At 62.3% G+C, this 20,588-nt stretch carries 17 protein-coding genes; 3 read left to right on the forward strand and 14 right to left on the reverse strand.

All coding sequences use genetic code 11. The annotated features are described in order from the left end of the window. Window positions 1-3 precede the first annotated feature (3 nt). Window positions 4-1,182: a biopolymer transporter ExbB gene (locus ACTCHC_RS05190; protein WP_463021408.1), complete on the reverse strand. Its 1,179-nt coding sequence runs from the start codon at window positions 1,180-1,182 to the stop codon at window positions 4-6. Window positions 1,183-1,264: 82 nt separating this feature from the next. Then, complete coding sequence (locus ACTCHC_RS05195; RefSeq protein ID WP_463021409.1) at window positions 1,265-1,816, reverse strand: gamma-glutamylcyclotransferase; 552 nt, start codon at window positions 1,814-1,816, stop codon at window positions 1,265-1,267. 62 nt (window positions 1,817-1,878) lie between these two features. Between ACTCHC_RS05195 and ACTCHC_RS05200 the strand changes: the two genes are divergently transcribed. Further along, complete coding sequence (locus ACTCHC_RS05200) at window positions 1,879-2,877, forward strand: DUF2125 domain-containing protein (protein ID WP_463021410.1); 999 nt, start codon at window positions 1,879-1,881, stop codon at window positions 2,875-2,877. Window positions 2,878-2,896: 19 nt separating this feature from the next. Here the strand turns inward: ACTCHC_RS05200 and ACTCHC_RS05205 are convergent, their stop codons facing one another. The 8 genes from ACTCHC_RS05205 to ACTCHC_RS05240 all read right to left on the reverse strand — a co-directional run bounded on the left by ACTCHC_RS05205 (window position 2,897) and on the right by ACTCHC_RS05240 (window position 12,747). Further along, window positions 2,897-3,643: an extensin-like domain-containing protein gene (locus ACTCHC_RS05205; RefSeq protein WP_463021411.1), complete on the reverse strand. Its 747-nt coding sequence runs from the start codon at window positions 3,641-3,643 to the stop codon at window positions 2,897-2,899. Next, window positions 3,640-4,560 (reverse strand): prephenate/arogenate dehydrogenase family protein, encoded by a 921-nt coding sequence (locus tag ACTCHC_RS05210; protein WP_463021412.1) that lies wholly within the window; start codon window positions 4,558-4,560, stop codon window positions 3,640-3,642. Before ACTCHC_RS05210 ends, ACTCHC_RS05205 begins: the two co-directional genes overlap by 4 nt. After that, complete coding sequence (gene hisC / locus ACTCHC_RS05215) at window positions 4,557-5,642, reverse strand: histidinol-phosphate transaminase (protein WP_463021413.1); 1,086 nt, start codon at window positions 5,640-5,642, stop codon at window positions 4,557-4,559. The genes ACTCHC_RS05210 and hisC overlap by 4 nt, the downstream gene beginning before the upstream one ends. Window positions 5,643-5,743: 101 nt before the next feature. Beyond that, window positions 5,744-7,162 (reverse strand): homospermidine synthase, encoded by a 1,419-nt coding sequence (locus ACTCHC_RS05220; RefSeq protein ID WP_463021414.1) that lies wholly within the window; start codon window positions 7,160-7,162, stop codon window positions 5,744-5,746. Window positions 7,163-7,462: 300 nt separating this feature from the next. Continuing rightward, entirely contained in the window at window positions 7,463-8,083 is a 621-nt protein-coding gene (gene rpsD / locus ACTCHC_RS05225; RefSeq protein WP_463021415.1) for a 30S ribosomal protein S4, read from the reverse strand. Window positions 8,084-8,257: 174 nt separating this feature from the next. Next, window positions 8,258-9,328: a Hint domain-containing protein gene (locus tag ACTCHC_RS05230; protein WP_463021416.1), complete on the reverse strand. Its 1,071-nt coding sequence runs from the start codon at window positions 9,326-9,328 to the stop codon at window positions 8,258-8,260. 86 nt (window positions 9,329-9,414) lie between these two features. After that, on the reverse strand, window positions 9,415-10,326 hold the full coding sequence (locus ACTCHC_RS05235) for a lipid A-modifier LpxR family protein (protein WP_463021417.1): 912 nt from the start codon (window positions 10,324-10,326) through the stop codon (window positions 9,415-9,417). 156 nt (window positions 10,327-10,482) lie between these two features. Then, window positions 10,483-12,747: an adenosylcobalamin-dependent ribonucleoside-diphosphate reductase gene (locus ACTCHC_RS05240; RefSeq protein ID WP_463021418.1), complete on the reverse strand. Its 2,265-nt coding sequence runs from the start codon at window positions 12,745-12,747 to the stop codon at window positions 10,483-10,485. Window positions 12,748-12,857: 110 nt separating this feature from the next. Between ACTCHC_RS05240 and ACTCHC_RS05245 the strand changes: the two genes are divergently transcribed. Next, the gene (locus tag ACTCHC_RS05245) at window positions 12,858-13,289 is read left to right on the forward strand and encodes a DUF1489 family protein (RefSeq protein ID WP_463021419.1); all 432 of its coding nucleotides are present in this window, start codon (window positions 12,858-12,860) and stop codon (window positions 13,287-13,289) included. A 63-nt stretch (window positions 13,290-13,352) separates the two neighbouring features. Here ACTCHC_RS05245 and hisG read toward each other — a convergent pair whose 3' ends face one another. From hisG to ACTCHC_RS05260, 3 genes are read right to left on the reverse strand one after another with little or no spacing between them, the layout of a single operon-like run. After that, window positions 13,353-14,051, reverse strand: coding sequence for an ATP phosphoribosyltransferase (gene hisG / locus ACTCHC_RS05250; RefSeq protein WP_463021420.1), 699 nt, complete (start codon window positions 14,049-14,051; stop codon window positions 13,353-13,355). After that, the gene (locus tag ACTCHC_RS05255; RefSeq protein WP_463021421.1) at window positions 14,048-15,154 is read right to left on the reverse strand and encodes an ATP phosphoribosyltransferase regulatory subunit; all 1,107 of its coding nucleotides are present in this window, start codon (window positions 15,152-15,154) and stop codon (window positions 14,048-14,050) included. The genes hisG and ACTCHC_RS05255 overlap by 4 nt, the downstream gene beginning before the upstream one ends. Then, window positions 15,151-16,776, reverse strand: coding sequence for a histidine--tRNA ligase (locus ACTCHC_RS05260; RefSeq protein ID WP_463021422.1), 1,626 nt, complete (start codon window positions 16,774-16,776; stop codon window positions 15,151-15,153). Before ACTCHC_RS05260 ends, ACTCHC_RS05255 begins: the two co-directional genes overlap by 4 nt. Window positions 16,777-16,886: 110 nt before the next feature. On the opposite strand from ACTCHC_RS05260, the gene ACTCHC_RS05265 reads away from it, so the two are divergent. Then, a complete protein-coding gene (locus ACTCHC_RS05265) occupies window positions 16,887-17,096 on the forward strand; it encodes a SlyX family protein (protein WP_463021423.1) in 210 nt (69 codons plus the stop codon). A 3-nt stretch (window positions 17,097-17,099) separates the two neighbouring features. Here the strand turns inward: ACTCHC_RS05265 and dnaE are convergent, their stop codons facing one another. Beyond that, entirely contained in the window at window positions 17,100-20,543 is a 3,444-nt protein-coding gene (dnaE, locus tag ACTCHC_RS05270; protein ID WP_463021424.1) for a DNA polymerase III subunit alpha, read from the reverse strand. Between the last annotated feature and the right edge of the window lie 45 nt (window positions 20,544-20,588).

Raw genomic sequence — 20,588 nt, forward strand, 5'->3', positions numbered from 1 at the left:
ACCCTATTCCTCCGGATCGCCTGTGGCGTCGCGAATGACCTGTATCAGAACCCGCAGATCGCCACGAAGGTCGGTCAGGGCCTCCTGACGACCGGCCGAGATCTCTTCCAGAATGCGCAACAGTTGCACGTCGATGGACCGCAGGCGCATGCGGCTTTCGGCATCGACATGGGCGCCGCCCTCTTCTTCGCGCCGGGACAGAAGATCGGCGACACGATCCTGCCCTTCCCCAAGCCGGCCAAGAGCCGCGATCGTTGCCGCAGGGTCAAGACGCGCCGTCAGCGTTTCGACGGCGGCGGTCAGCGCGTCAACCCGTTGTTCCGATGCCGCGCGGCGTTCTTCCGCCTGCGCCATCAGGCTGTGCAATGCCGCAATCTGCTGGGCGTTCTGATCGGCCATTCGCTCCAGCGCGAAGGTCAGATCTGTGCCGTCGCTTTCACCATCGCCGATTGCAACCCCAAGCCGGGTGATGCCGGACAACCATTCTTCCAGCTCGCGATAGAACCGGTTCTGGCCATGGCCTGCGAACAATTCCAGCAAGCCCACGACCAGCGAGCCGGCCAGGCCCAGAAGCGAGGATGAAAACGCTGTCCCCATGCCCCCAAGTTGCGCCTCGAGCCCGGACATCAGGCGCCCGAAGACCGCAACCGCGTCTTCACCCGGATTGGGGGCCAGCGAACGGATGGTTTCCACGACGGCCGGCACCGTCGTCGCCAGCCCGTAAAATGTGCCCAGCAAACCCAGGAAAATCAGCAGGCTGGCCAGATATCGGGTGATGTCGCGGGCTTCCTCGATCCGGGTTGCCACCGATTCAAGGATGGAACGCCCCGAAGAGGCATTGATCTGCATTTCGGCCCCGCGCGCGCGCAGCAATGCCGCCAGCGGCGCCAGCAGGCGGGGGGCCGTGGTCAACTCGTGCCCCGGGCGATGGGCTGCGAAACCTTCGATCCAGTTGACCGAGGCGATCAGTTGCAACACCTGCCAGAAACAGGCCAGCACGCCGAAGATGAAAACCAGGGCGATGATGCCGTTCAGAAACGGGTTTGACAGGAAGACCGACGCCACGCGGGGATAGGCGACATAGGCCCCGAAAGAGAACAGCCCGACAGACACCAGCATGAGAATGATCTGGCGGACCGGCTGGGAAAACTGGGGCTGGGATTGGCTTTGGGTCATGCTCATGTATCGGGTCCGGGCCCGTTGATCCTGCCTGAACACTAGGCGAACCGTCCGCAGCCCACAACACGCAAATATGGATGTTGCACTAACTGCGCCGCTGCGCCGAGATTTCATCCACGCGCTTCGCCAGCGACTGCAAATCGGGGTCGCTGATCCCAAGATCATGCAGATGCGCAACGGTGTTGGCCAGATAATCGCGGTTGGGGCCGCGTCCACCGACGGCGCGGGCGATGATACCTGCCTGGTCTTCCAGCGGCAGCCCGCCGCAATATTGCACATGGTCCGGGTCAATGACGAATGTAAGGGCCTGAACCCGGCGTCCGTCAGCCAGATCAACAGGCAAGTCCGCCTCGAGATAGGCCGATGAAATCAGTTCCCGTTCACGCAGATAGACCAGTGTTTCTGCCTCGGTGCCCGGCACCGCGCGAATGGCGACGCCTGCGCACACGGCATTCGGTGCCGCATCCAGCGCCAGCACCAGCCCGGGATCGGCCCGTGTGCCCCGATGATGGATCGAGCGCATACAAAAGCTGCGATGCCAGCCGCTCAGGCGCGCAACCTGTCGTTCCGCGATTGCAAAACCGGGACTCCAGATCAGCGATCCGTATCCGAAAACCCACAGGGGTGGTCCATCCATTGCACTGGCCCTCTTGTCCGCAGAACTGTAAACATCGTCCCAGGTCAAGAAAAGAGGCGGCAATGCGCAAACTGATCGGGGTGGTGATTGTCGCGGGGCTTGTATGGGCGGGCTATTGGTTCGTGGCGGCCCGCACGGTCAAGTCGGGGCTGACACAATGGCTGGGGGCGCAGCAGGCGGCAGGTTTGCAGGTTTCCTATACCGATCTGGCCGTCGCCGGCTTTCCCAACCGGCTGGACAGCACGCTGCACGATCTGCGCATCACCGACCCGGCGAATGGCATCGGCTGGCAGGCCCCCTTTGTGCAAATTCTGGCGCTCAGCTATCGACCCAACCGGGTGATCGTCGTCTTCCCCCATGACCAGATCATCGACACAGGCCTGGGCCAGATCGCCATAGCCAGCACCGATATGCGCGCCAGCGCCACCTTCCGTCCAGCGCCCAGCCTGCCGCTGGATCACTCGGCTTTGGTGGCCCAGGGCCTGCGACTGACCGGGGCGCCGGGGCACAGCCTGTCGGCCGATGATCTGCGCTTTGCCACCCGCGCTGTTGTGGGGCTGACCGACACACATCGGATCGGCCTTGCTGCAAGCGGCCTGACCCTGTCACAAGATCTGTGGAACCAGATGCTGCCAGGCACCCCCCTGCCGGCGGGCACAGGCCAGATCAATCTGGACGCCGATCTTGCACTCGACGCGCCGCTGGATCGTTTCGCGCTGTCCACCCCCCCGAATTTGACGGCGATCGACCTGAAGTCCTTGGTGCTGCAATGGGGCGACATTCGGCTGAATGCCAGCGGCACTCTGACCGCATCCGGCATCGGTCTGGCGGAAGGCACAGTGATGCTGCGCGCTGAAAACTGGCGGCAGGTCATTCCACTGGCCGTCACCGCGGGCCTTCTGGATGCCTCTGCGGCCCCTCGGGTTGAACAGGCGCTGTCCTTGCTGGCAGGTCTGGATGGCGACAAGGCGACGCTGGACCTGCCCCTGACCTTTCGCAACGGGTTGACCAGCCTTGGCCCCGTGCCGCTAGGTGCCGCCCCCCGCCTGCGCCGCTATTGATCACGGCGCCGATGGCGGATCACTGGCAATAAGGCCCTGACCGGCGCACAGTAATATCCACATGGATATGATCGGCGTGATGCTGGTCTGCGTTGGGGCCCAGAACCGTGCCGAACGGGCCGCAGGCGCTGCGATGCATCCAGCGCAACACGCTGGCCTGCGCCGGATCGCGCCACCCGTCCAGCACCGTAAACGCCGTACCGTCTTTCAGCGTGACACCCGAGACATCTATCGCCCGGCCCCGCGCATGTTCCGAGACCTTGGCGCGAGGCTGGTTGTTACGGGTCCGGCACGTGTAACTGCCCGCGATTTCCAGCGATCGCAGCCCGCCGCCCAACCGCCCGACCGTCGGCTTGATACCTTCCTGAACCCAGCGGCGCAGCGCCTGCGCGGTGTCGCAATCCACCACCACCGGCTGGCTGAGCGCGACACCATCCACCCAGCGCACCCGCACCGGGGCAGCGATGTCGCAGGCGTCGAACTTGGCTTTGATCGGCGCCAGAACATCCCCCTGCAATTTGGGATCGCCACACAGGCCATTCTTGCGGGGCACGCTGGAAACGGGGGCGGCAGACACCGCCATATCCGCGCCGGAAAGCGGGCGCGGCGGCGGCGGGATCGTCGCCATCGCAGGCAGGTCGGCCCCGGCCAAACCACCGGTTTGCGTTGTTGACTCATGCACCTGCGGCACAGCTGCGGTCTCGGCGAATGCGGTCCCGCCCGCCCACAGCATGATCGCCGCGACAGCCGAGCCCGCGCGGGTCATCCCGGCCTCTTGGCGCGCCCGAAATCGGGGGCTTCGGTATCCTGACCCGCCTCGATAATGCCGCGCCGTATCGCGCGGGTGCGGGTGAAATAGGCCTGCAACAACGCGCCATCCCCGGTGCGGATCGCGCGTTGCAGCGCGAACAGTTCCTCGGTGAAGCGACCCAGAATCTCCAGCGTCGCGTCCTTGTTGTTCAGGAATACATCGCGCCACATGATCGGATCGGATGCTGCGATGCGGGTGAAATCGCGAAACCCCGCAGCCGAGTATTTCACGACTTCGCTGTCGGTCACCCGGCGCAAGTCATCAGCCACACCCACCATCGTATAGGCAATCAGATGCGGTGCATGGCTGGTGACAGCCAGCACCAGATCATGGTGATCGGCATCCATTTCATCGACATGCGCGCCCATGGCTTCCCACAACCGGCGCAACCGATCCACCGCGGCGGGGTCACTGCCGGGCACGGGCACCAGCAGGCACCAGCGGTTTTCAAACAATTCGGCAAAGCCTGAACGCGGGCCGGAATGTTCCGTGCCGGCCAGCGGATGGCCCGGCACGAATTGCACGCCATCCGGGATATGCGGGGCCACCGCATCAATCACCGCGCGCTTGACCGATCCCACATCGGTAACGGTTGCCCCCGGCTTCAGATGCGGCGCCATCTGTTCGGCCACCTCGCCCATCGCGCCGACCGGCACGGCCAGCACGATCAGATCAGCGCCCTGCACGGCTTCGGCCACGCTGTCGACCACGCGATCACACAGGCCGATATCGACCGCGATCGCCCGCGTTTCAGCGGATCGCGCGGTGCCGACAATTTCACCGGCCAGCCCGCCACGCCGCATCGCCAGGGCCATCGACCCCGCGATCAGGCCCAGCCCGACCAGCGCAACACGATTATACAACATTGTCATTGCGCCTGCCCCTTGAAGGCCCGCACCGCATGCGCGACGCGGCGACAGGATGCTTCGTCACCGACCGTTATACGCAGACAATTGGGCAAACCATAACCGCCGACACGCCGCACCAGAATGCCTTGGGTTTTCAAGAATGCATCACACGCCTCGGCCTCGGCGGCCGATGCAAAGCGCGCCAGCACGAAATTCGCCGTGGATGTATCCGACGGCACGCCGATTTCGGCCAGTGCCTCGGCCAGCCAGGCCCGGCAGCGGGCGTTTTCGGCCCGACATTTGGCGACATAATCCTGATCGCGCACGGCAGCCTCGGCGGTGGCCATCTGCACCTCGGACAGGTTGAAGGGCTGGCGCAGCCGGTTCAGCACCTCGATGATCGGGCGCGGCGCATAGCCCCAGCCAACCCGCAAGCCGCCCAACCCGTATATCTTCGAAAAAGTGCGCGTCATCACCACATTGTCATGGCTTTCGACCAGCGAAGCCCCGCCATCATAGCCTTCGACAAATTCGGTATAGGCCCCGTCATGCACCAGAATGGCACCGGAGGGCAGCCCGGCGGCCAGTCGCGCGACTTCGTTACCGCCGATCATCGTGCCCGTGGGATTTGCCGGGTTGGCGATGAACACAATCTTGGTGCGTTCCGTGCAGGCCGCCAGTATCGCATCCACATCCACGGTGCGTTCGCGTTCAGCCACCTTGACAGGTGTCGCCCCCACGGCATGGGCCAGGATCGGATACATCGAAAACCCGTGTTCGGTATAGATCACCTCATCCCCCGGACCGGCAAAGCCCTGGGCCACGAATTGCAAAATCTCATCCGATCCGACACCGCAAATAATGCGGTCTGCATCCAGGCCATGCACCTCGGCGATTGCGGTGCGCAGGGCGGTGTGATCGGTGTTGGGATAGCGGTGCAACTGATGCACGGTGCGCGCGAATGCCTCGCGCGCCTTGTCCGACGGGCCGAACGGGTTTTCGTTCGACGACAGCTTGATCACATCCGAAACACCGTCCAGATGCGACTGACCGCCCTGATACAGGGCGATCTCCATGATACCAGGCTGTGGCACGATCTGCGACATGGGACCCTCCGGCTTGGCCGGGTTCTAGACGCAAGCCCAAGCCATGACCAGCAGGAAACCGCTGACCATGCCGCAGGTGTTGCGAAAATTCCGCGCGCGCCTCACGACGCCAGAACATTCACGAATTGCCAGGGGTCGCTTTCGTCGATCTCTTCGGTGAATTGCGACCAGCGTTTGGTCAGTGGCGTCCAGTCGGTGTAATGCGCCTCGACCGGCCCCAGATAGGGTCGCTGCACCTGCAGACACCGCGCATGATCCATCTCGTCGGCCTCGACAATCCCGGCATCGGGGTTTTCCAGCGCCCAGACCATTCCGGCCAACACCGCCGATGTCACCTGCAACCCGGTCGCATTCTGAAACGGCGCCAGCTTGCGGGTTTCCTGAATCGACAGGCGCGACCCATACCACAGCGCGTTCTTCTCATGCCCGTACAGCAGCACGCCCAGCTCGTCTATGCCATCAACGATCTCGTTCTCGTCCAGAATTTTCAGCGTTTCCTGCACCATCCCGGAACCCAGCGTTTCATGAAACGATAAAACCGCGTCGTCACAGGGGTGATAGGCATAATGGCAGGTCGGCCGATATTCGGGGTCGGATGCATCCCCCACCGTATAATAATCGGAAATCGAGATCGCCTCGTTATGGGTCACAAGAAACCCGTATTGCGGGCCCGGCGTCGGGCACCATGTATGCACCTTGGTCAGGGCGCCGGGCTGGTCCATCCAGATCCCGGCCTGACACCCGGCCTGATTGCGATGCCCATTGGGCGGGAACCAGCGCTCATGCGTGCCCCAGCCCAGTTCGGCCGGTTGAAACCCCTCGGCGATGAACCCCTCGACCGACCATGTGTTCACAAAGGTGCCGATCGGCTTGTGCACCACCGATTTCTGAGTGTCGCGCTCGGCGATATGCACGCCCTTCACGCCCAGCGACTGCATCAGGCGCGCCCAGCCCGCACGGCTGTCGGGAATCGCGGCCGGACGGCCCAGATCGGCGGCCAGGGTCAGCAACGCCTCCTTGACGAACCACGACACCATGCCCGGATTTGCCCCGCAACACGACACCGCTGTCGTGCCCCCCGGATTGGCGCGCTTTTCCGCCAGAACCGTCTCGCGCAGCGCGTAATTTGTGCGGGCGGCATTGTCGGTGGTTTCGAAATAGAACCCCGCCCAGGGTTCCGTCACCGTGTCGATATAGGGCACACCCATTTCACGACACAGCCGCATGATATCCAGCGATGATGTATCGACCGACAGGTTGACGCAAAATCCCTTGCCCGCCTCCAGCCTCGCCCCAAGAACGGCGCGGTAATTGTCGGGCGTCAACGCGTCCTGCACATGGGTGATGCCCCGTTGCACCATGAAGACATGATGCTCGTCCGAAGGCTCGATCACCACCACCCGCCTGGGATCATATTCGAAATGCCGCTCGATCAGCGGCAGCGTGCCGCGCCCGATCGACCCGAATCCTATGATGACAATCGGGCCGTCAATGCGGCCATAGCTGGGATACGAGGGCATTCAGCGCTTCCTTCCATAAGTGCAGGTCGTCCGGCCCACCTTACCCGAACGGCTGTCGCCTGCCAGCCTTGCACCGGCTTCCAGCATGTAAAACTCGGCGATTGCCACAAAACTGTCCACTTGGCCAAGCACGCACCACTTTCCCCCATCACCTTGGCGCAAATACTCGCCCGCCGCAGGCGAGCGAAGCCGCGCAAGCGGCGCCCCATGACCTGACGCCGCAGGCGTCGCCATTCAAGGCTCGAAACGAAAAGACCCGCCTTGCGGCGGGTCCCTGTCATCTTGATGAACCGAAAAGGATCAGTTTTTGGCGTAGAATTCCACAACCAGGTTCGGTTCCATCACCACCGGATAAGGCACATCCGACAGGCCCGGCGTGCGGGTGAAGACGGCCGTCATCTTGGAATGATCGACTTCCAGGTAATCCGGCACATCGCGTTCGGCCAGTTGCACGGCCTCCAGCACCAGCGCCATCTGCTTGGAACGATCCCGCACTTCGATCTTGTCGCCTTCGGACACCCGATAAGAGGCGATGTTCACACGCTTTCCGTTCACGGTCACATGGCCATGGTTCACGAACTGGCGCGCGGCAAAGATGGTCGGCACGAACTTGGCGCGATACACGACCGCGTCCAGGCGGCGCTCCAGCAGGCCGATCAGGTTTTCACCGGTATCGCCCTTCACGCGCTCGGCCTCGGCATAAATGCGGCGGAACTGCTTTTCAGTCACATCGCCGTAATAGCCCTTCAGCTTTTGCTTGGCGCGCAGCTGAGTGCCGAAATCGGACAATTTGCCCTTGCGGCGCTGACCGTGCTGGCCGGGGCCGTATTCGCGACGGTTGACGGGGGATTTCGGGCGGCCCCAGATGTTTTCACCCATCCGGCGGTCAATCTTGTACTTGGCAGAGGTGCGTTTTGTCACCGTCTGATCTCCTTCTGCAGGCGATACCCATGCGGATATCCATGAAGGGCGTTGTCCTTCTCCGCGATTCCGCGCGGATGACAGGCATCCCCTTGCGGGGGCCACCAACACCAATGAATAAACCGGCCCAAAACGGACCGGAATGGCGGGCTTATAACCCCCGCCAGCCCAGAGTCAATGCCGCAGCCCGCCCTCATACTGCAAAATCGCGGCCTCGGCGGCGGTCAGATTGCGGCGCGCAAAATCGCCATAGGCAAACCGATCGCGATCAATGGCCGGAAACCGGCCCAGCAGCCGTTGCAATTGATCCGGGCTGACACTGTCGAGCGACGTATTGGCCGGGTGGAAGCTTTCGGTTTCGACACCGTTCGCCCAGACCACCTGATGTGCGTCCAGCATCAGATGGATATAGGTCACCTCGGCCAATCCATGATCCACCAGAATGGAATGGTCATTGATCAGATCCTCGGCCGCAACCAGAACCTCGGGCGTCTGAAACAATGTCTGCGCGGCACGCCCCCTGATCAAGACGCGGTGCTGGGGGGACACGATCAGATCATCGCCCGGGCGGTCATCCCCCAGCGCCCCGGCCCGGATACGAACCGGGCGCAGATGCGGCATGGCATAAAGCCGCGCACCAGACATGCGCCGGCGGCCCTTCCACTGAATTTCGCGCGGGCCATTGTCTTTGGTCAGAATGAAATCGCCCTCGTCCAGATCCTGCACGGGGCGCGCGCCTTCGGGTGTGTCGATCAGCGTTCCCGCCGCAAAACAGATTACCCCGGCCTGGTCGCCCGGCCGGCGCTGTGGCTGCGGATGATCGGCGATGCAGCGCACCACCCACATTTCCACCCGTTCGGGCGGCAATTCGTCCAGAAACATCAACAGCGGCGGCCGCCCCGGCCCGGTGACGATTTCCGTTGCCACATAAGACCGCCGTCCATCCGAAACGACAAAGCCACGGTCTGCCAGCGGATGTGCCGGTTCTTCGTCCAGTGACCGCATTGGGTCCAGCGCCACCCCGACCAACCGGTGAACCGATTTCGCCGCCCTTTTGCGAAGGTCGGCCTCGCCATCTGAATCGTCCAGCCGAAGAAGATCCGCCGGTCCATCCAGCCGCATTGCCTGACCCGTCCTGACCCAGGACGCTCCTACCGTCAAAGCATCGACCGATGCACCCTGCACACCGTCTATTTCAGTCTGTGACCATGGAATGACGAACGTGCCTCGAAAGCCCGTTTTCATACCTGCCTGCCTCTGTTTCTTTTTTTATTGCAGGCAAGCTAGCACAACATGTCAATTCTGGGAAGCCACCCGTTTCATGAAACGAATCAGAACTTCAGCCGCAGGTCCAGCGATCCGACCAACTGTTCGTCAGTCTGGGAGCGGAACTCTTTTCCAAGCCATGTAATACCATAAAACAGCCCGACCGAACCGGTCTGAAACCGAACGCCCGCACGCAGCCGTTTGCGCAGCGGTGTCAGGTCATACCCTCCTGAAGACGGCAGATAGGCGCTGTAACCAACCAGCGCCATATCACCGCCAACAATGAATTCCGCCCCCGAGGCAATGCCCGGAATACCGCTGAACACCTGCCCCGTCACCATATCGCGCAGCCCCATGCTGCCCATGGACAACGTTCCGAAAACAAGATCGCCACCGATCCGGACAAGGCTTTCAACGCCAAGCTGCGCCTCGATAAAGGGCATCGCGCGGATATCGGTCCCGATCCAGACAGGACGCACCGCCTGTGCCAGAACGGTGGGATATACCGCATTGCCCAACTGATTTGACAGTGCCGCCGAGGGCGAAGGCTCACCTAACCAGTCGTGCATGCGGGCATGAAACCGCCCGACCCCCGTCTGCGGACCGACAAAGACCAGATCGGCCCCCAGCGCATAATCTGTCGCAGCGCGGTTGAAATGTGTATGAACCCCGAACGACATGATCCCCGCATAGCGGCGATCACCTGGCTTGGGGCTGTTCAGGCTGTCGGGGGCGATGATCTCGCTCTGGAAACGGTATTCCAGTATTTCTCCCGGTGCATCGGGAAGTTTGCCGCTCCACGCAGGCCCCCGTATCGCGCTCAGACGATAAGATCCGCTGCGCCAGCGATCCTTGCCGTCCCCCAGATAGTCGTTATTGAAGATTGTCCCATAGCCCAGCGTATGTCGCTCTTGGGCGGCGGCCTTCCCAAATGGAAGCATCACCAAAACCAGCACAGCCCAGATGAGCGTTCTCATACAGAGCCCTCCGATTGAATTTGTATTTCATATTCGCGCTGCGGTCGAAGTTACGAAAGCTGTTCACGATTGCACAGCGTGCAAATACGCAAACACGGTTTCGCATAACGTGTTTGCGCGCCTTGATGAAACAGATCGGCCTGTCTTACAGACCGTTCAACCGCACTTGGAATGGCCGCAACTGGCGCAGGTCAGACAGCCCTCGATCATGCGCAGGTCATACTGGCCGCAACTGGGGCAGGCCGGGCCGCGCGGGCGCTCACCCACCGCCATCGCCTCCGACTGCGGATCGGTCTTCAGCCCCATGCCCTCGCCATCAATGAAGCCGATACTGACCAGATGGCGTTCGATGACGCCACCAATGGCCGCCAGGATGCTGGGCACGTATTTGCCCTGCATCCAGGCCCCGCCGCGCGGGTCGAACACGGCTTTCAACTCCTCGACGACGAAGGACACATCGCCGCCGCGCCGGAACACCGCCGAAATCATCCGGGTCAGCGCCACCGTCCAGGCGAAATGCTCCATATTCTTGGAGTTGATGAACACCTCGAACGGGCGGCGGCGTCCGGCCATCACTATATCATTGATGGTGATATAGATCGCATGTTCGCTGTCGGGCCATTTCAGTTTATAGGTATTCCCCTCAAGCGCCTGCGGCCGGTCCAGCGGCTCAGACATATAGATGACCTCGGCGCCGGTTTCGGCCTCGGGCATCTTTTCGGATTTTTCCGACACCGCCAGAACCGAGCCCGTCACATCGTTAGGCCGATAGGTGGTGCAACCTTTGCACCCCGTTTCATAAGCCTGCAAATACACACCCTTGAATGCGTCAAAGCTGATATCGACGGGACAATTGATCGTTTTGGATATGCTTGAATCGATCCATTTCTGCGCGGCGGCCTGCATGCGCACATGGTCCAGCGGCGCCAGGGTCTGGGCATTGACGAAATAGCCGGGCAAAGGCGCATCGCCGAATTTTTCGCGCCACATCTGCACCGCGTAATCGACCACCTCTTCTTCGGTGCGCGAGCCGTCCTTTTGCAGCACCTTGCGGGTATAGGCATAGGCAAAGACCGGTTCGATCCCGCTGGACACATTGCCTGCATAAAGGCTGATCGTGCCGGTGGGGGCGATGGATGTCAGCAACGCATTGCGGATGCCATGGGTGCGGATGGCGTCGCGCACATCGGCGTCCATCTGCGCCATATTGCCCGAGGCCAGGAATTTTTCCGCATCAAACAGCGGGAATGGCCCCTTTTCGCGGGCAAGATCGACCGAGGCGAGATATGAGGCCCGCGCGATGCGGTGCAGCCATGCCTCGGTCTTACGGGCGGCCTCCTCTGACCCGTAACGCAGCCCGACCATCAACAGCGCGTCGGCCAGCCCCGTCACTCCCAGCCCGATACGGCGCTTGGTGCGGGCCTCTTCGGCCTGCTGGGGCAATGGAAAGCGGGACGCATCCACGACATTGTCCATCATGCGCACGGCGGTGGCGGTCAGATCGTCCAGCGCATCCTCGTCCAGTGCCGCATCCGGTCCGAACGGGTCGCGCACCAGCCGCGCCAGATTGATGCTGCCCAGCAGGCAGGCGCCATAGGGTGGCAGGGGCTGTTCGCCGCAAGGATTGGTGGCGGCGATGGTTTCGCAATAGGCCAGGTTGTTCATTGCGTTGATGCGGTCGATAAAGATCACGCCGGGTTCGGCATAATCATAGGTCGCCCGCATGATCTTGTTCCACAGATCGCGCGCCTGCACCGTATGATAGATCGTCCCATCGAACACCAGATCCCAGCCCGCATCGGCCTTGACCGCCGCCATGAAGGCATCGGTCACCAGAACCGACAGATTGAAGTTGCGCAAACGCGCCGCATCCTGCTTGGCGGTGATGAACTGTTCGACATCGGGATGGTCGCACCGCATCGTCGCCATCATCGCGCCACGACGTGACCCCGCCGACATGATCGTGCGGCACATCGCGTCCCAGACATCCATGAACGACAGCGGGCCCGAAGCATCGGCGGCCACGCCCTTGACCCCAGCCCCCTTGGGCCGGATCGTGCTGAAATCATAACCTATGCCGCCACCCTGCTGCATGGTCAGCGCCGCCTCGCGCAGCATGTCGAAAATGCCGCCCATGCTGTCGGGGATCGTGCCCATGACAAAGCAGTTGAACAGCGTGACGCTGCGCGCGGTGCCGGCCCCCGCTGTGATCCGGCCCGCCGGCAGATATTTGAAATCTTCCAGCGCGCTATAGAATTTTTCTTCCCACTGTCCGGGGTCGTTTTCGGGGGCCGCCAGCGCCCGCGCGATCCGCCGCCATGTATCCTCGACGGTTACGTCCCGAGGCGTGCCATCGGCATCCTTCAGGCGGTATTTCATATCCCAGATCTGTTCGGCAATCGGGGCGGCAAAGCGGGTCATCGTTGGGTCCTTGATCCGGTCGGGAAGGGCTGACAAGATACGCGCTCGGGCAGCGTTCCGCAACAAGATGTGCGGGGCGGCCCGCCTTAAACACGATCTTGAGGGCTTTGATGCCGCAACCCTATGTCAATCTGGTAAAGCTTTGCGTCGGCGCCGATCAGGTCAGCGATCTGACCGACTGGCAAAGCGCGCGTTTCGCCGATACCGGCACCCCGCCGCGCCATGTCACCCGGATGTGGCCGAAGCGGGCCGATGAATTGCTGAACGGCGGCAGCCTTTACTGGGTGTTCAAGGGGCTGATCCTGGCCCGTCAGCGCATCGTGGCACTGGACGAGGTGCCGGGGAGTGATGGCATCACCCGCTGCGGCATCGTGCTGGAGCGCGATGTGGTGCTGACAGAATCGGTGCCTCGCCGCCCGTTTCAGGGCTGGCGCTATCTGTCCGCCGCCGACGCGCCGCGCGATCTGACGCAGGCGCGGGCGGGCGACGATACCCTGCCCCCGTCGCTAAGCGCGGCCCTGGCCGATATCGGGGTGCGATAGGAAGAAAATTCACGAATTTTCTTGCCGCGAAAAATCTTCGGGAAGATTTTTCTGGCGACCCTGCTAATCCTCGATGCCCAACCGGTCACACAGCGCGCGGAAATCGGCGCGCATCTGGTCGCTCCACCCCGTCCGGCGCGACCGGAACAGCGTCGCCTGGCTTTTGTGAACGCAGCCATCGGACAGGATTTTCAGGTGATTGGCGCGCAACGTGTCGCCGGTCGAGGTGATGTCCGCGATCGCTTCGGCCGTCAGGTTCTTGACTGTGCCTTCGGTCGCGCCCTGGCTGTCCACCAGTTGATAGTCGGCCACACCCGCATCGCGCAGGAAATCGCGGATCAGCCGGTGATATTTGGTGGCGATCCGCAGCCGGAAGCCATGGCGCGCCCGAAAGGCCGCCGCCGCGGCGTCCAGATCATCCAGCGTATCGACATCGGCCCAGCATTGCGGCACCGCGATCACCAGATCGGCATGGCCAAACCCCATCGGGGTCAGTTCACGCACCCGGTTTTCCCAATCGGCCAGCTTGTCGCGCACCAGATCGGACCCGGTCACGCCCAGCTGGATCCGCCCAGCGGCAAGTTCACGCGGGATCTCGCCCGCCGACAGCAGCACCAGTTCGACCCCGTCGATACCTGCGACAGCACCGGCATATTCACGTTCCGACCCGCTGCGCGACAGGGTCACGCCACGTTCGGCGAACCAGTCGAAGGTCTTTTCCATCAGCCGCCCTTTGGACGGCACGCCCAGCTTCAGCGTCATTGCGCAGCCCCCGACAGCATCAGCATCAGTTCGGGGCGCAGCACCCCGCCCACTGCCGGAATGGCCCGCCCCTGCCCCAGCACGCGGGTCAGCGCGTCATATCGCCCGCCGCTGGCCACAGGTGGCAGATCGGGCCGCGCCTCGGCGTAAAAGCCGAAAACGAAGCCGTCATAATATTCCAGTGTGGTGCGGCCATAGCTGGCTTCAAAATCCAGACGGTCCACATCCACCCCGCGCGCCGTCAACGCGGTCAGACGCCGGTCGAACAGGGTGACGGCAGGGGCGATATTGGGCAGATCCACCGCGATATCGCGCAGATGTTCCAGCGCATTGGGCGCGGTTTCCCGCAGCGACAGGATATGGTCCAGAATCTCGACCTCGCCCTCGGAAATCGCCGGCAGATCGGCATCCTCTTGCAAGGTGGCGATCCGGGCCGCGACCTCGTCGCGGGCGCGCAGGCCGATCCCGGCCCCGGCCTGATCCAGCAGCGCCTCAACCCCGATCCGATCGACCTGATCCAACAGCCGCAGACGGCTTTCGGGCACCGGGCTGCGCCCGCCGAACCGGTCCAGCAGCGTGCGGAACCGGCGCGGTCGCCACAGATGACGTTTGAGCGCCGCCTTGCGCTTGTCCGATGTGGTCAGCCCATCGACGGCGGCCAGCAAAATGCCGATATCGCCGGTCGCGGCGCGCAGGTTCAGCGGGGCCAGAAGCTCGGCGAACAGGGCAAAGACCTCGGCATCGGCCGCTGCCGGATCGCTGCCGTCAAAGACTTCAAAACCGACCTGGATATATTCGCTGGACCGGCCAAGATCCTGTTCCTGTTTGCGAAAAACCTCGCCCATATAGGTATAGCGCGCAGGTTCCGCCCCGCCTGCCATATGGGCCTGCACCACGGGCACGGTGAAATCGGGCCGCAGCATCTGTTCGCCGCGCAGCGGATCGGCGGTGACATAGGCACGCGCGCGGATGTCTTCGCCGTAAAGGTCCAGCAGGGTTTCGGCGGGCTGCAGGATGTCAGCCTCGACCGGCACGGCCCCTGCCGCCTGAAACGCGGCGAACAGGCGTTCGGCCTTGGCGCGGATGGCGGGTTTATCGGTCATTGGCCCAATATCCGGCGGACCTGCGCCACCAGATCGGCGCGGGGCACCTCGATCTGGGCGGGCTGGGATTTCCATTCCTCGACACTGGCGCTGGCGGCGATTTTCGCGCCCAGGATCAGGTCCTTGATCTGGACGACACCGCGCGCGGCCTCGTCGCTGCCCTGGATGATCGCGGCGGGGGATGCGCGTTTATCGGCGTATTTCAACTGGTTGCCAAAGTTTTTCGGGTTACCCAGATAGACCTCGGCGCGGATACCGGCGGCGCGCAGTTCCGACGCCATCGCCAGATAATCAGCCATCCGGTCGCGGTCCATCACGGTCACGATCACGGGGCCTTCAGCAGCGGTGCCGATCCGGCCCTTTTCGCGCAGGGCGGCCAGCAGGCGGTCAACGCCGATGGACACACCTGTTGCAGGCACCTTTTGCCCGGTAAAGCGTTCCACCAGATCGTCATAGCGCCCGCCGCCCGCGACCGAGCCGAACTGGCGCTTGTTGCCCTTTTCATCAAGGATTTCAAAGGTCAGTTCCGCCTCATAGACGGGGCCGGTGTAATAGCCGAGGCCGCGCACGACCGAGGGGTCGATGACGATTTGATCAGCGGCATAGCCCCCCGAGCCCAGAAGATTTGACATCTCCTTAAGTTCTTCAACTCCAGCTAGTCCTTGGTCGGAGCCTCGAACAATTTCTGCTAGATATGAAAGGGTGAAGGTATTCTTCACACGCGCCGAACCCGGAGTGTGACTCTCGCCCCTTGCCCTACCGGCGCCCCGCTCAAGTGAGAGCGCATGAGCAACGTCTTTGAAATACTGGCGTCCCTGTTCAGCCTGATCGGCTGCAGTCCAGTATCCCTCCATTCGGTCAAGCACCGATTTTGGCGCCTCAACAAAGGTCATAACAATGTCAACCTGCTCGGCTGATAGTTCCGCGCCCTTCGTAAAGTCCCCACTCTCATCCTTCCGGCCCTTGCCCAGCAGCGCCCGCACACCTTCCGGCCCCAACCGGTCCAACTTGTCGATGGCGCGCAGGACGATGCCGCGTTCGGCCTCTTTATCGTCACCGGCAAGGCCCGCCACCTCCATCACCCCGTTCAAAACCTTCCGGTTATTCACCCGCACGATATAGTCGCCGCGGGCAATCCCCACGGCCTCTAACGTATCGGCCAGCATGGCACAAATCTCGGCATCCGCCGCCACGCTTGCCGACCCGACCGTATCGGCATCGCATTGATAAAACTGCCGATACCGCCCCGGCCCCGGCTTTTCGTTGCGCCACACCGGGCCCATCGTGAACCGACGATAGGGGCTGGGCAGGTCATTGCGATATTGCGCCGCCACCCGCGCCAGCGGCGCTGTCATGTCATAGCGCAGCGCCAGCCAGCCGCTGTCTTCTTCCTGCCAGGCGAACACGCCTTCGTTCGGGCGATCGACATCGGGCAGAAATTTTCCCAGCGCCTCGACCGTCTCCACGGCAGGCGTTTCCAGCGGGTCAAAGCCATAGCGATGATAAACCTCTGCGATCGTGGCCAGCATGGCATTGCGTTCGGTCACATCCGTGCCGAAATAGTCACGAAAGCCCTTGGGCGTTTCCGCCTTGGGGCGCCGGGGTTTGTTATCCTTGGCCATCGCCGTTTCCTGCCATATGGGTCCGGGCGGGGCATAGCGGATGGCGAGCATCGGGGCAAGCCGGGCTATGATATCGGGGCGTCACAGCCCCCGAACGCAGGAGAACCACCATGATCGAAGACCAGCTCACCGCGCTTGAGGAACGCATCGCCCATTTGACCGCTGCAATGGACGATCTTTCGGATATCATAACGGCGCAGGGGCGCGAGATTGCGCTGCTGACCAACCGCGTTCGAATGCTGATGGAGCGCGAGGCAGAACGGGAATTCGATGCAGGCGGCACCGTCCCCCTGGCCGACCAAAAACCGCCCCACTGGTAGGTCTCAGACCTCTTCCACCATGATCACACCCGGCAATGACTTGATCGCCCCGCGAATTTGCGGGGTCACGGGGTAATCATCGGGCAGATCGATCTCGACCTCGCCGGGCAGGCCCGACGCCATAAGACAAAACTGCACCGGCCCCCCCGGCCGCGTCGCCTGAGCCCGCGCGCCGTTCAGCACATTGGCCACCGGAGAAATGGCCGCAGGCGCATCAATATAGATCCGCAACCCCGCGCCGCCCGCATCGGCCACAACCAGGTCTATTGGCTGAACCGACTGGGCCAGCAGCTTCAGCTGATCGGATTCCAGCTCGGCCTTGACGACAAGAACCACGTTCGTTCCCGTCTCGAGATGCTCGCGCGCGGTTTCCAGAACATCCGAAAACAGCGTGACCTCATACAGGCCGGTCGGGTCGGAAAGCTGGGCAAAGGCAAAGCGGTTTCCCTTGGCCGATTTGCGTTCCTGCCGCCCCGAAACCGACCCGGCAATCTTGCCTATGAATGCGCCGCTTTGCGCCTTTTGCATCACCTCGGCCAGCGTCAGCACCTGCTTGCGCTTCAGCGCGCCCATGTAATCGTCCAGCGGATGCCCCGACAGATAGAACCCGATGGCCTTGTGTTCCTCGGCCAGACGTTCGTTAGGCAGCCAGTCCGCCACGGGCGACAGGCGCGGTTCGGGCAGGTCGTCGCCTGCCTCGCCGAACAGAGAAACCTGATTTGAGGAACGCTGTTCATGGATGGCCGCGGAATAGTTCACCAGCGCATCCAGGCTGTCGAACACCCGGCGGCGGTTCGGATCAAGCTCATCGAACGCGCCAGCGCGGGCCAGCATTTCCATCGGGCGCTTGCCGATACGTTTCAGATCAACCCGGCGGGCAAAATCATAAAGCGTGGCAAAGGGTTTGTCGCCCCGCCCGGTCACGATCAGGCCCATGGCATCGGCACCAACGTTTTTCAGCGCGCCCAGCCCGTAAACCAGCCGCCCTTCCGACACACCGAACAGCGCGTCGGATCGGTTGACGCAGGGCGGCACGATCTCAATCTCTAACCCGCGGCGCACCTCTTCGGCATAGGTGTTCAGCTTGTCCGTCAGATGGATATCGCAATTCATGACGGCGGCCATGAATTCAACGGGGTAATTAGCCTTCAGATATCCGGTTTGATAGCTGACCACAGCATAGGCGGCGGCGTGGGACTTGTTGAAGCCGTAATTGGCGAATTTCTCCAGCAGGTCGAAAACCTCACCCGCCTTTTTCTTGTCGACCCCGTTGGCGGTTGCGCCCGCAATGAATTTCGGGCGTTCCTTGGCCATTTCCTCGGCGATCTTCTTGCCCATTGCGCGGCGCAAAAGATCGGCACCGCCAAGGCTGTAACCAGCCATTTCCTGCGCGATCTGCATCACCTGTTCCTGATAGACGATGATGCCTTGCGTTTCCTTCAGGGTGTGGTCGATCAGCGGGTGGATGCTCTCCAGTTCCTTCAGCCCGTTTTTCACCTGGCAATAGGTCGGGATATTTTCCATCGGGCCGGGACGATACAGCGCCACCAGCGCCACAATATCCTCGATACAGGTCGGACGCATCTGGCGCAGCGCGTCCATCATGCCCGAGCTTTCAACCTGAAACACCGCGACGGTCTTTGCACTGGCGTAAAGATCATAGGTCTTCTTGTCATCGAGCGGGATCAGCCCGATGTCGATCTCGATACCGCGCCGCTTCAGCAATTCCAGCGCGCCCTGAATGACGGTCAGGGTCTTCAGCCCCAGAAAGTCAAACTTGACCAGCCCGGCCTGTTCCACCCATTTCATGTTGAACTGGGTGGCGGGCATGTCGGAACGCGGGTCCTGATACAGCGGCACCAGCTCATCCAGCGGGCGGTCGCCGATCACCACACCGGCGGCATGGGTCGAGGCGTTGCGCAGCAAGCCTTCGACCTGCTGGCCATACTCCAGCAGGCGGGCGACAACCTCTTCGGCCTTGGCCTCCTCGCGCAGGCGGGGCTCGTCGGCCAGCGCCTTTTCGATGCTGACGGGCTTGACGCCTTCGACCGGGATCATTTTCGACAGCCGGTCCACCTGACCATAGGGCATCTGCAATACCCGGCCGATATCGCGCACGGCGGCCTTGGACAAAAGCGCGCCAAAGGTGATGATCTGCGCCACCTTTTCGCGACCATATTTGGCCTGCACATACTGGATCACCTCTTCGCGGCGATCCATGCAGAAATCGATGTCGAAGTCGGGCATCGACACCCGTTCAGGGTTCAAAAACCGTTCAAACAGCAGGGAATACCGCAGCGGGTCCAGATCGGTGATGGTCAGCGCATAGGCCACCAGTGAGCCGGCCCCCGACCCGCGACCGGGACCAACCGGAATGTCGTGATCCTTGGCCCATTTGATGAAATCGGCCACGATCAGGAAATAACCGGGGAAGCCCATGCTGGTGATGATGTCCAGCTCGAACTCCAGCCGCGCCTCATACTCGGCGACGGGCGCGGCATGCGGAATTACCGCCAACCGGTCGGCCAGCCCGGCGCGGGCCTGACGGCGCAGTTCTTCCACCTCGTCATCCGCGAATTTCGGCAGGATTGGCGCGCGCCGTTCGGCCATTACCGCACAGCGGCGGGCGATCTCGATCGTATTCTCCAATGCCTCGGGCAGATCGGCGAACAGGGTCGCCATTTCCTGCGGCGTTTTGAAATAATGCTGGGGCGTCAGGCGGCGGCGCGGGCCGGATTGATCGACATAGGCGCCCTCGGCGATGCAGATCAGCGCATCATGCGCCTCGTACATTTTTGCATCGGGAAAATAGACATCATTGGTCGCAACCAGCGGCAGGCCCATCGCATAGGCGATCTCGATATGGCCGGGTTCGGTCATGGCCTCGGCCTCGGGCAGCCCGCCCTCGCCGGGGTGGCGCTGCAATTCCACATAAAGCCGCGTGGGATAGATCTGCGCAAGCCGCGCAACCAAGGCCTCGGCCTTGATGCGCTGACCGGCCAGCAATAACCGCCCCACAGGCCCGTCGGGACCACCCGACAGGCAGATCAGCCCGTCGGCATATTGCGCCAGATCATCCACCGTGACCTGCGGCAGCGCCCCGGCCTTGCCCAGATACAATGCCGAATTCAGTTTCAGCAGATTGCCGTATCCCGCCTCGTCCTGCGCCAGCAATACAATCGGTGCCGGCGGACGCGGCTTTTCGCCCGGCGCGGCGGGATCATGATCAAGGCTGATCTGGCACCCGATGATCGGCTGAACCCCGGCCCCGGACGCAGCCACTGAAAATTCCAGGGCTGCGAACATGTTGTTTGTGTCCGTGACCGCCACGGCGGGCATACCTGCAGCAAGGCACAAGCCCGGCAGTTTCTTGATGCGCACCGCGCCTTCCAGCAGCGAATATTCGGTATGCACACGCAGATGGATGAATCGGGGAGGGCTGGTCATGCGATCAGACTACTGCGGCGGGCACGCGACAGGAAGGCGCTAATT

Source organism: Actibacterium sp. (assembly GCF_055134745.1).

Bases quoted from the DNA above. Each gene is read 5' to 3' on its own strand.
- ACTCHC_RS05255 (WP_463021421.1), bottom strand. From the start codon at position 15,154: ATGACCGATAAACCCGCCATCCGCGCCAAGGCCGAACGCCTGTTCGCC.
- ACTCHC_RS05245 (WP_463021419.1), top strand. From the start codon at position 12,858: ATGCCGCAACCCTATGTCAATCTGGTAAAGCTTTGCGTCGGCGCCGAT.
- ACTCHC_RS05235 (WP_463021417.1), bottom strand. From the start codon at position 10,326: ATGAGAACGCTCATCTGGGCTGTGCTGGTTTTGGTGATGCTTCCATTT.
- ACTCHC_RS05210 (WP_463021412.1), bottom strand. From the start codon at position 4,560: ATGACAATGTTGTATAATCGTGTTGCGCTGGTCGGGCTGGGCCTGATC.
- ACTCHC_RS05200 (WP_463021410.1), top strand. From the start codon at position 1,879: ATGCGCAAACTGATCGGGGTGGTGATTGTCGCGGGGCTTGTATGGGCG.
- hisG (WP_463021420.1), bottom strand. From the start codon at position 14,051: ATGACGCTGAAGCTGGGCGTGCCGTCCAAAGGGCGGCTGATGGAAAAG.
- ACTCHC_RS05195 (WP_463021409.1), bottom strand. From the start codon at position 1,816: ATGGATGGACCACCCCTGTGGGTTTTCGGATACGGATCGCTGATCTGG.
- ACTCHC_RS05260 (WP_463021422.1), bottom strand. From the start codon at position 16,776: ATGGCCAAGGATAACAAACCCCGGCGCCCCAAGGCGGAAACGCCCAAG.
- ACTCHC_RS05240 (WP_463021418.1), bottom strand. From the start codon at position 12,747: ATGACCCGCTTTGCCGCCCCGATTGCCGAACAGATCTGGGATATGAAA.
- ACTCHC_RS05220 (WP_463021414.1), bottom strand. From the start codon at position 7,162: ATGCCCTCGTATCCCAGCTATGGCCGCATTGACGGCCCGATTGTCATC.
- ACTCHC_RS05205 (WP_463021411.1), bottom strand. From the start codon at position 3,643: ATGACCCGCGCGGGCTCGGCTGTCGCGGCGATCATGCTGTGGGCGGGC.
- ACTCHC_RS05265 (WP_463021423.1), top strand. From the start codon at position 16,887: ATGATCGAAGACCAGCTCACCGCGCTTGAGGAACGCATCGCCCATTTG.
- hisC (WP_463021413.1), bottom strand. From the start codon at position 5,642: ATGTCGCAGATCGTGCCACAGCCTGGTATCATGGAGATCGCCCTGTAT.
- ACTCHC_RS05230 (WP_463021416.1), bottom strand. From the start codon at position 9,328: ATGAAAACGGGCTTTCGAGGCACGTTCGTCATTCCATGGTCACAGACT.
- ACTCHC_RS05190 (WP_463021408.1), bottom strand. From the start codon at position 1,182: ATGAGCATGACCCAAAGCCAATCCCAGCCCCAGTTTTCCCAGCCGGTC.
- dnaE (WP_463021424.1), bottom strand. From the start codon at position 20,543: ATGACCAGCCCTCCCCGATTCATCCATCTGCGTGTGCATACCGAATAT.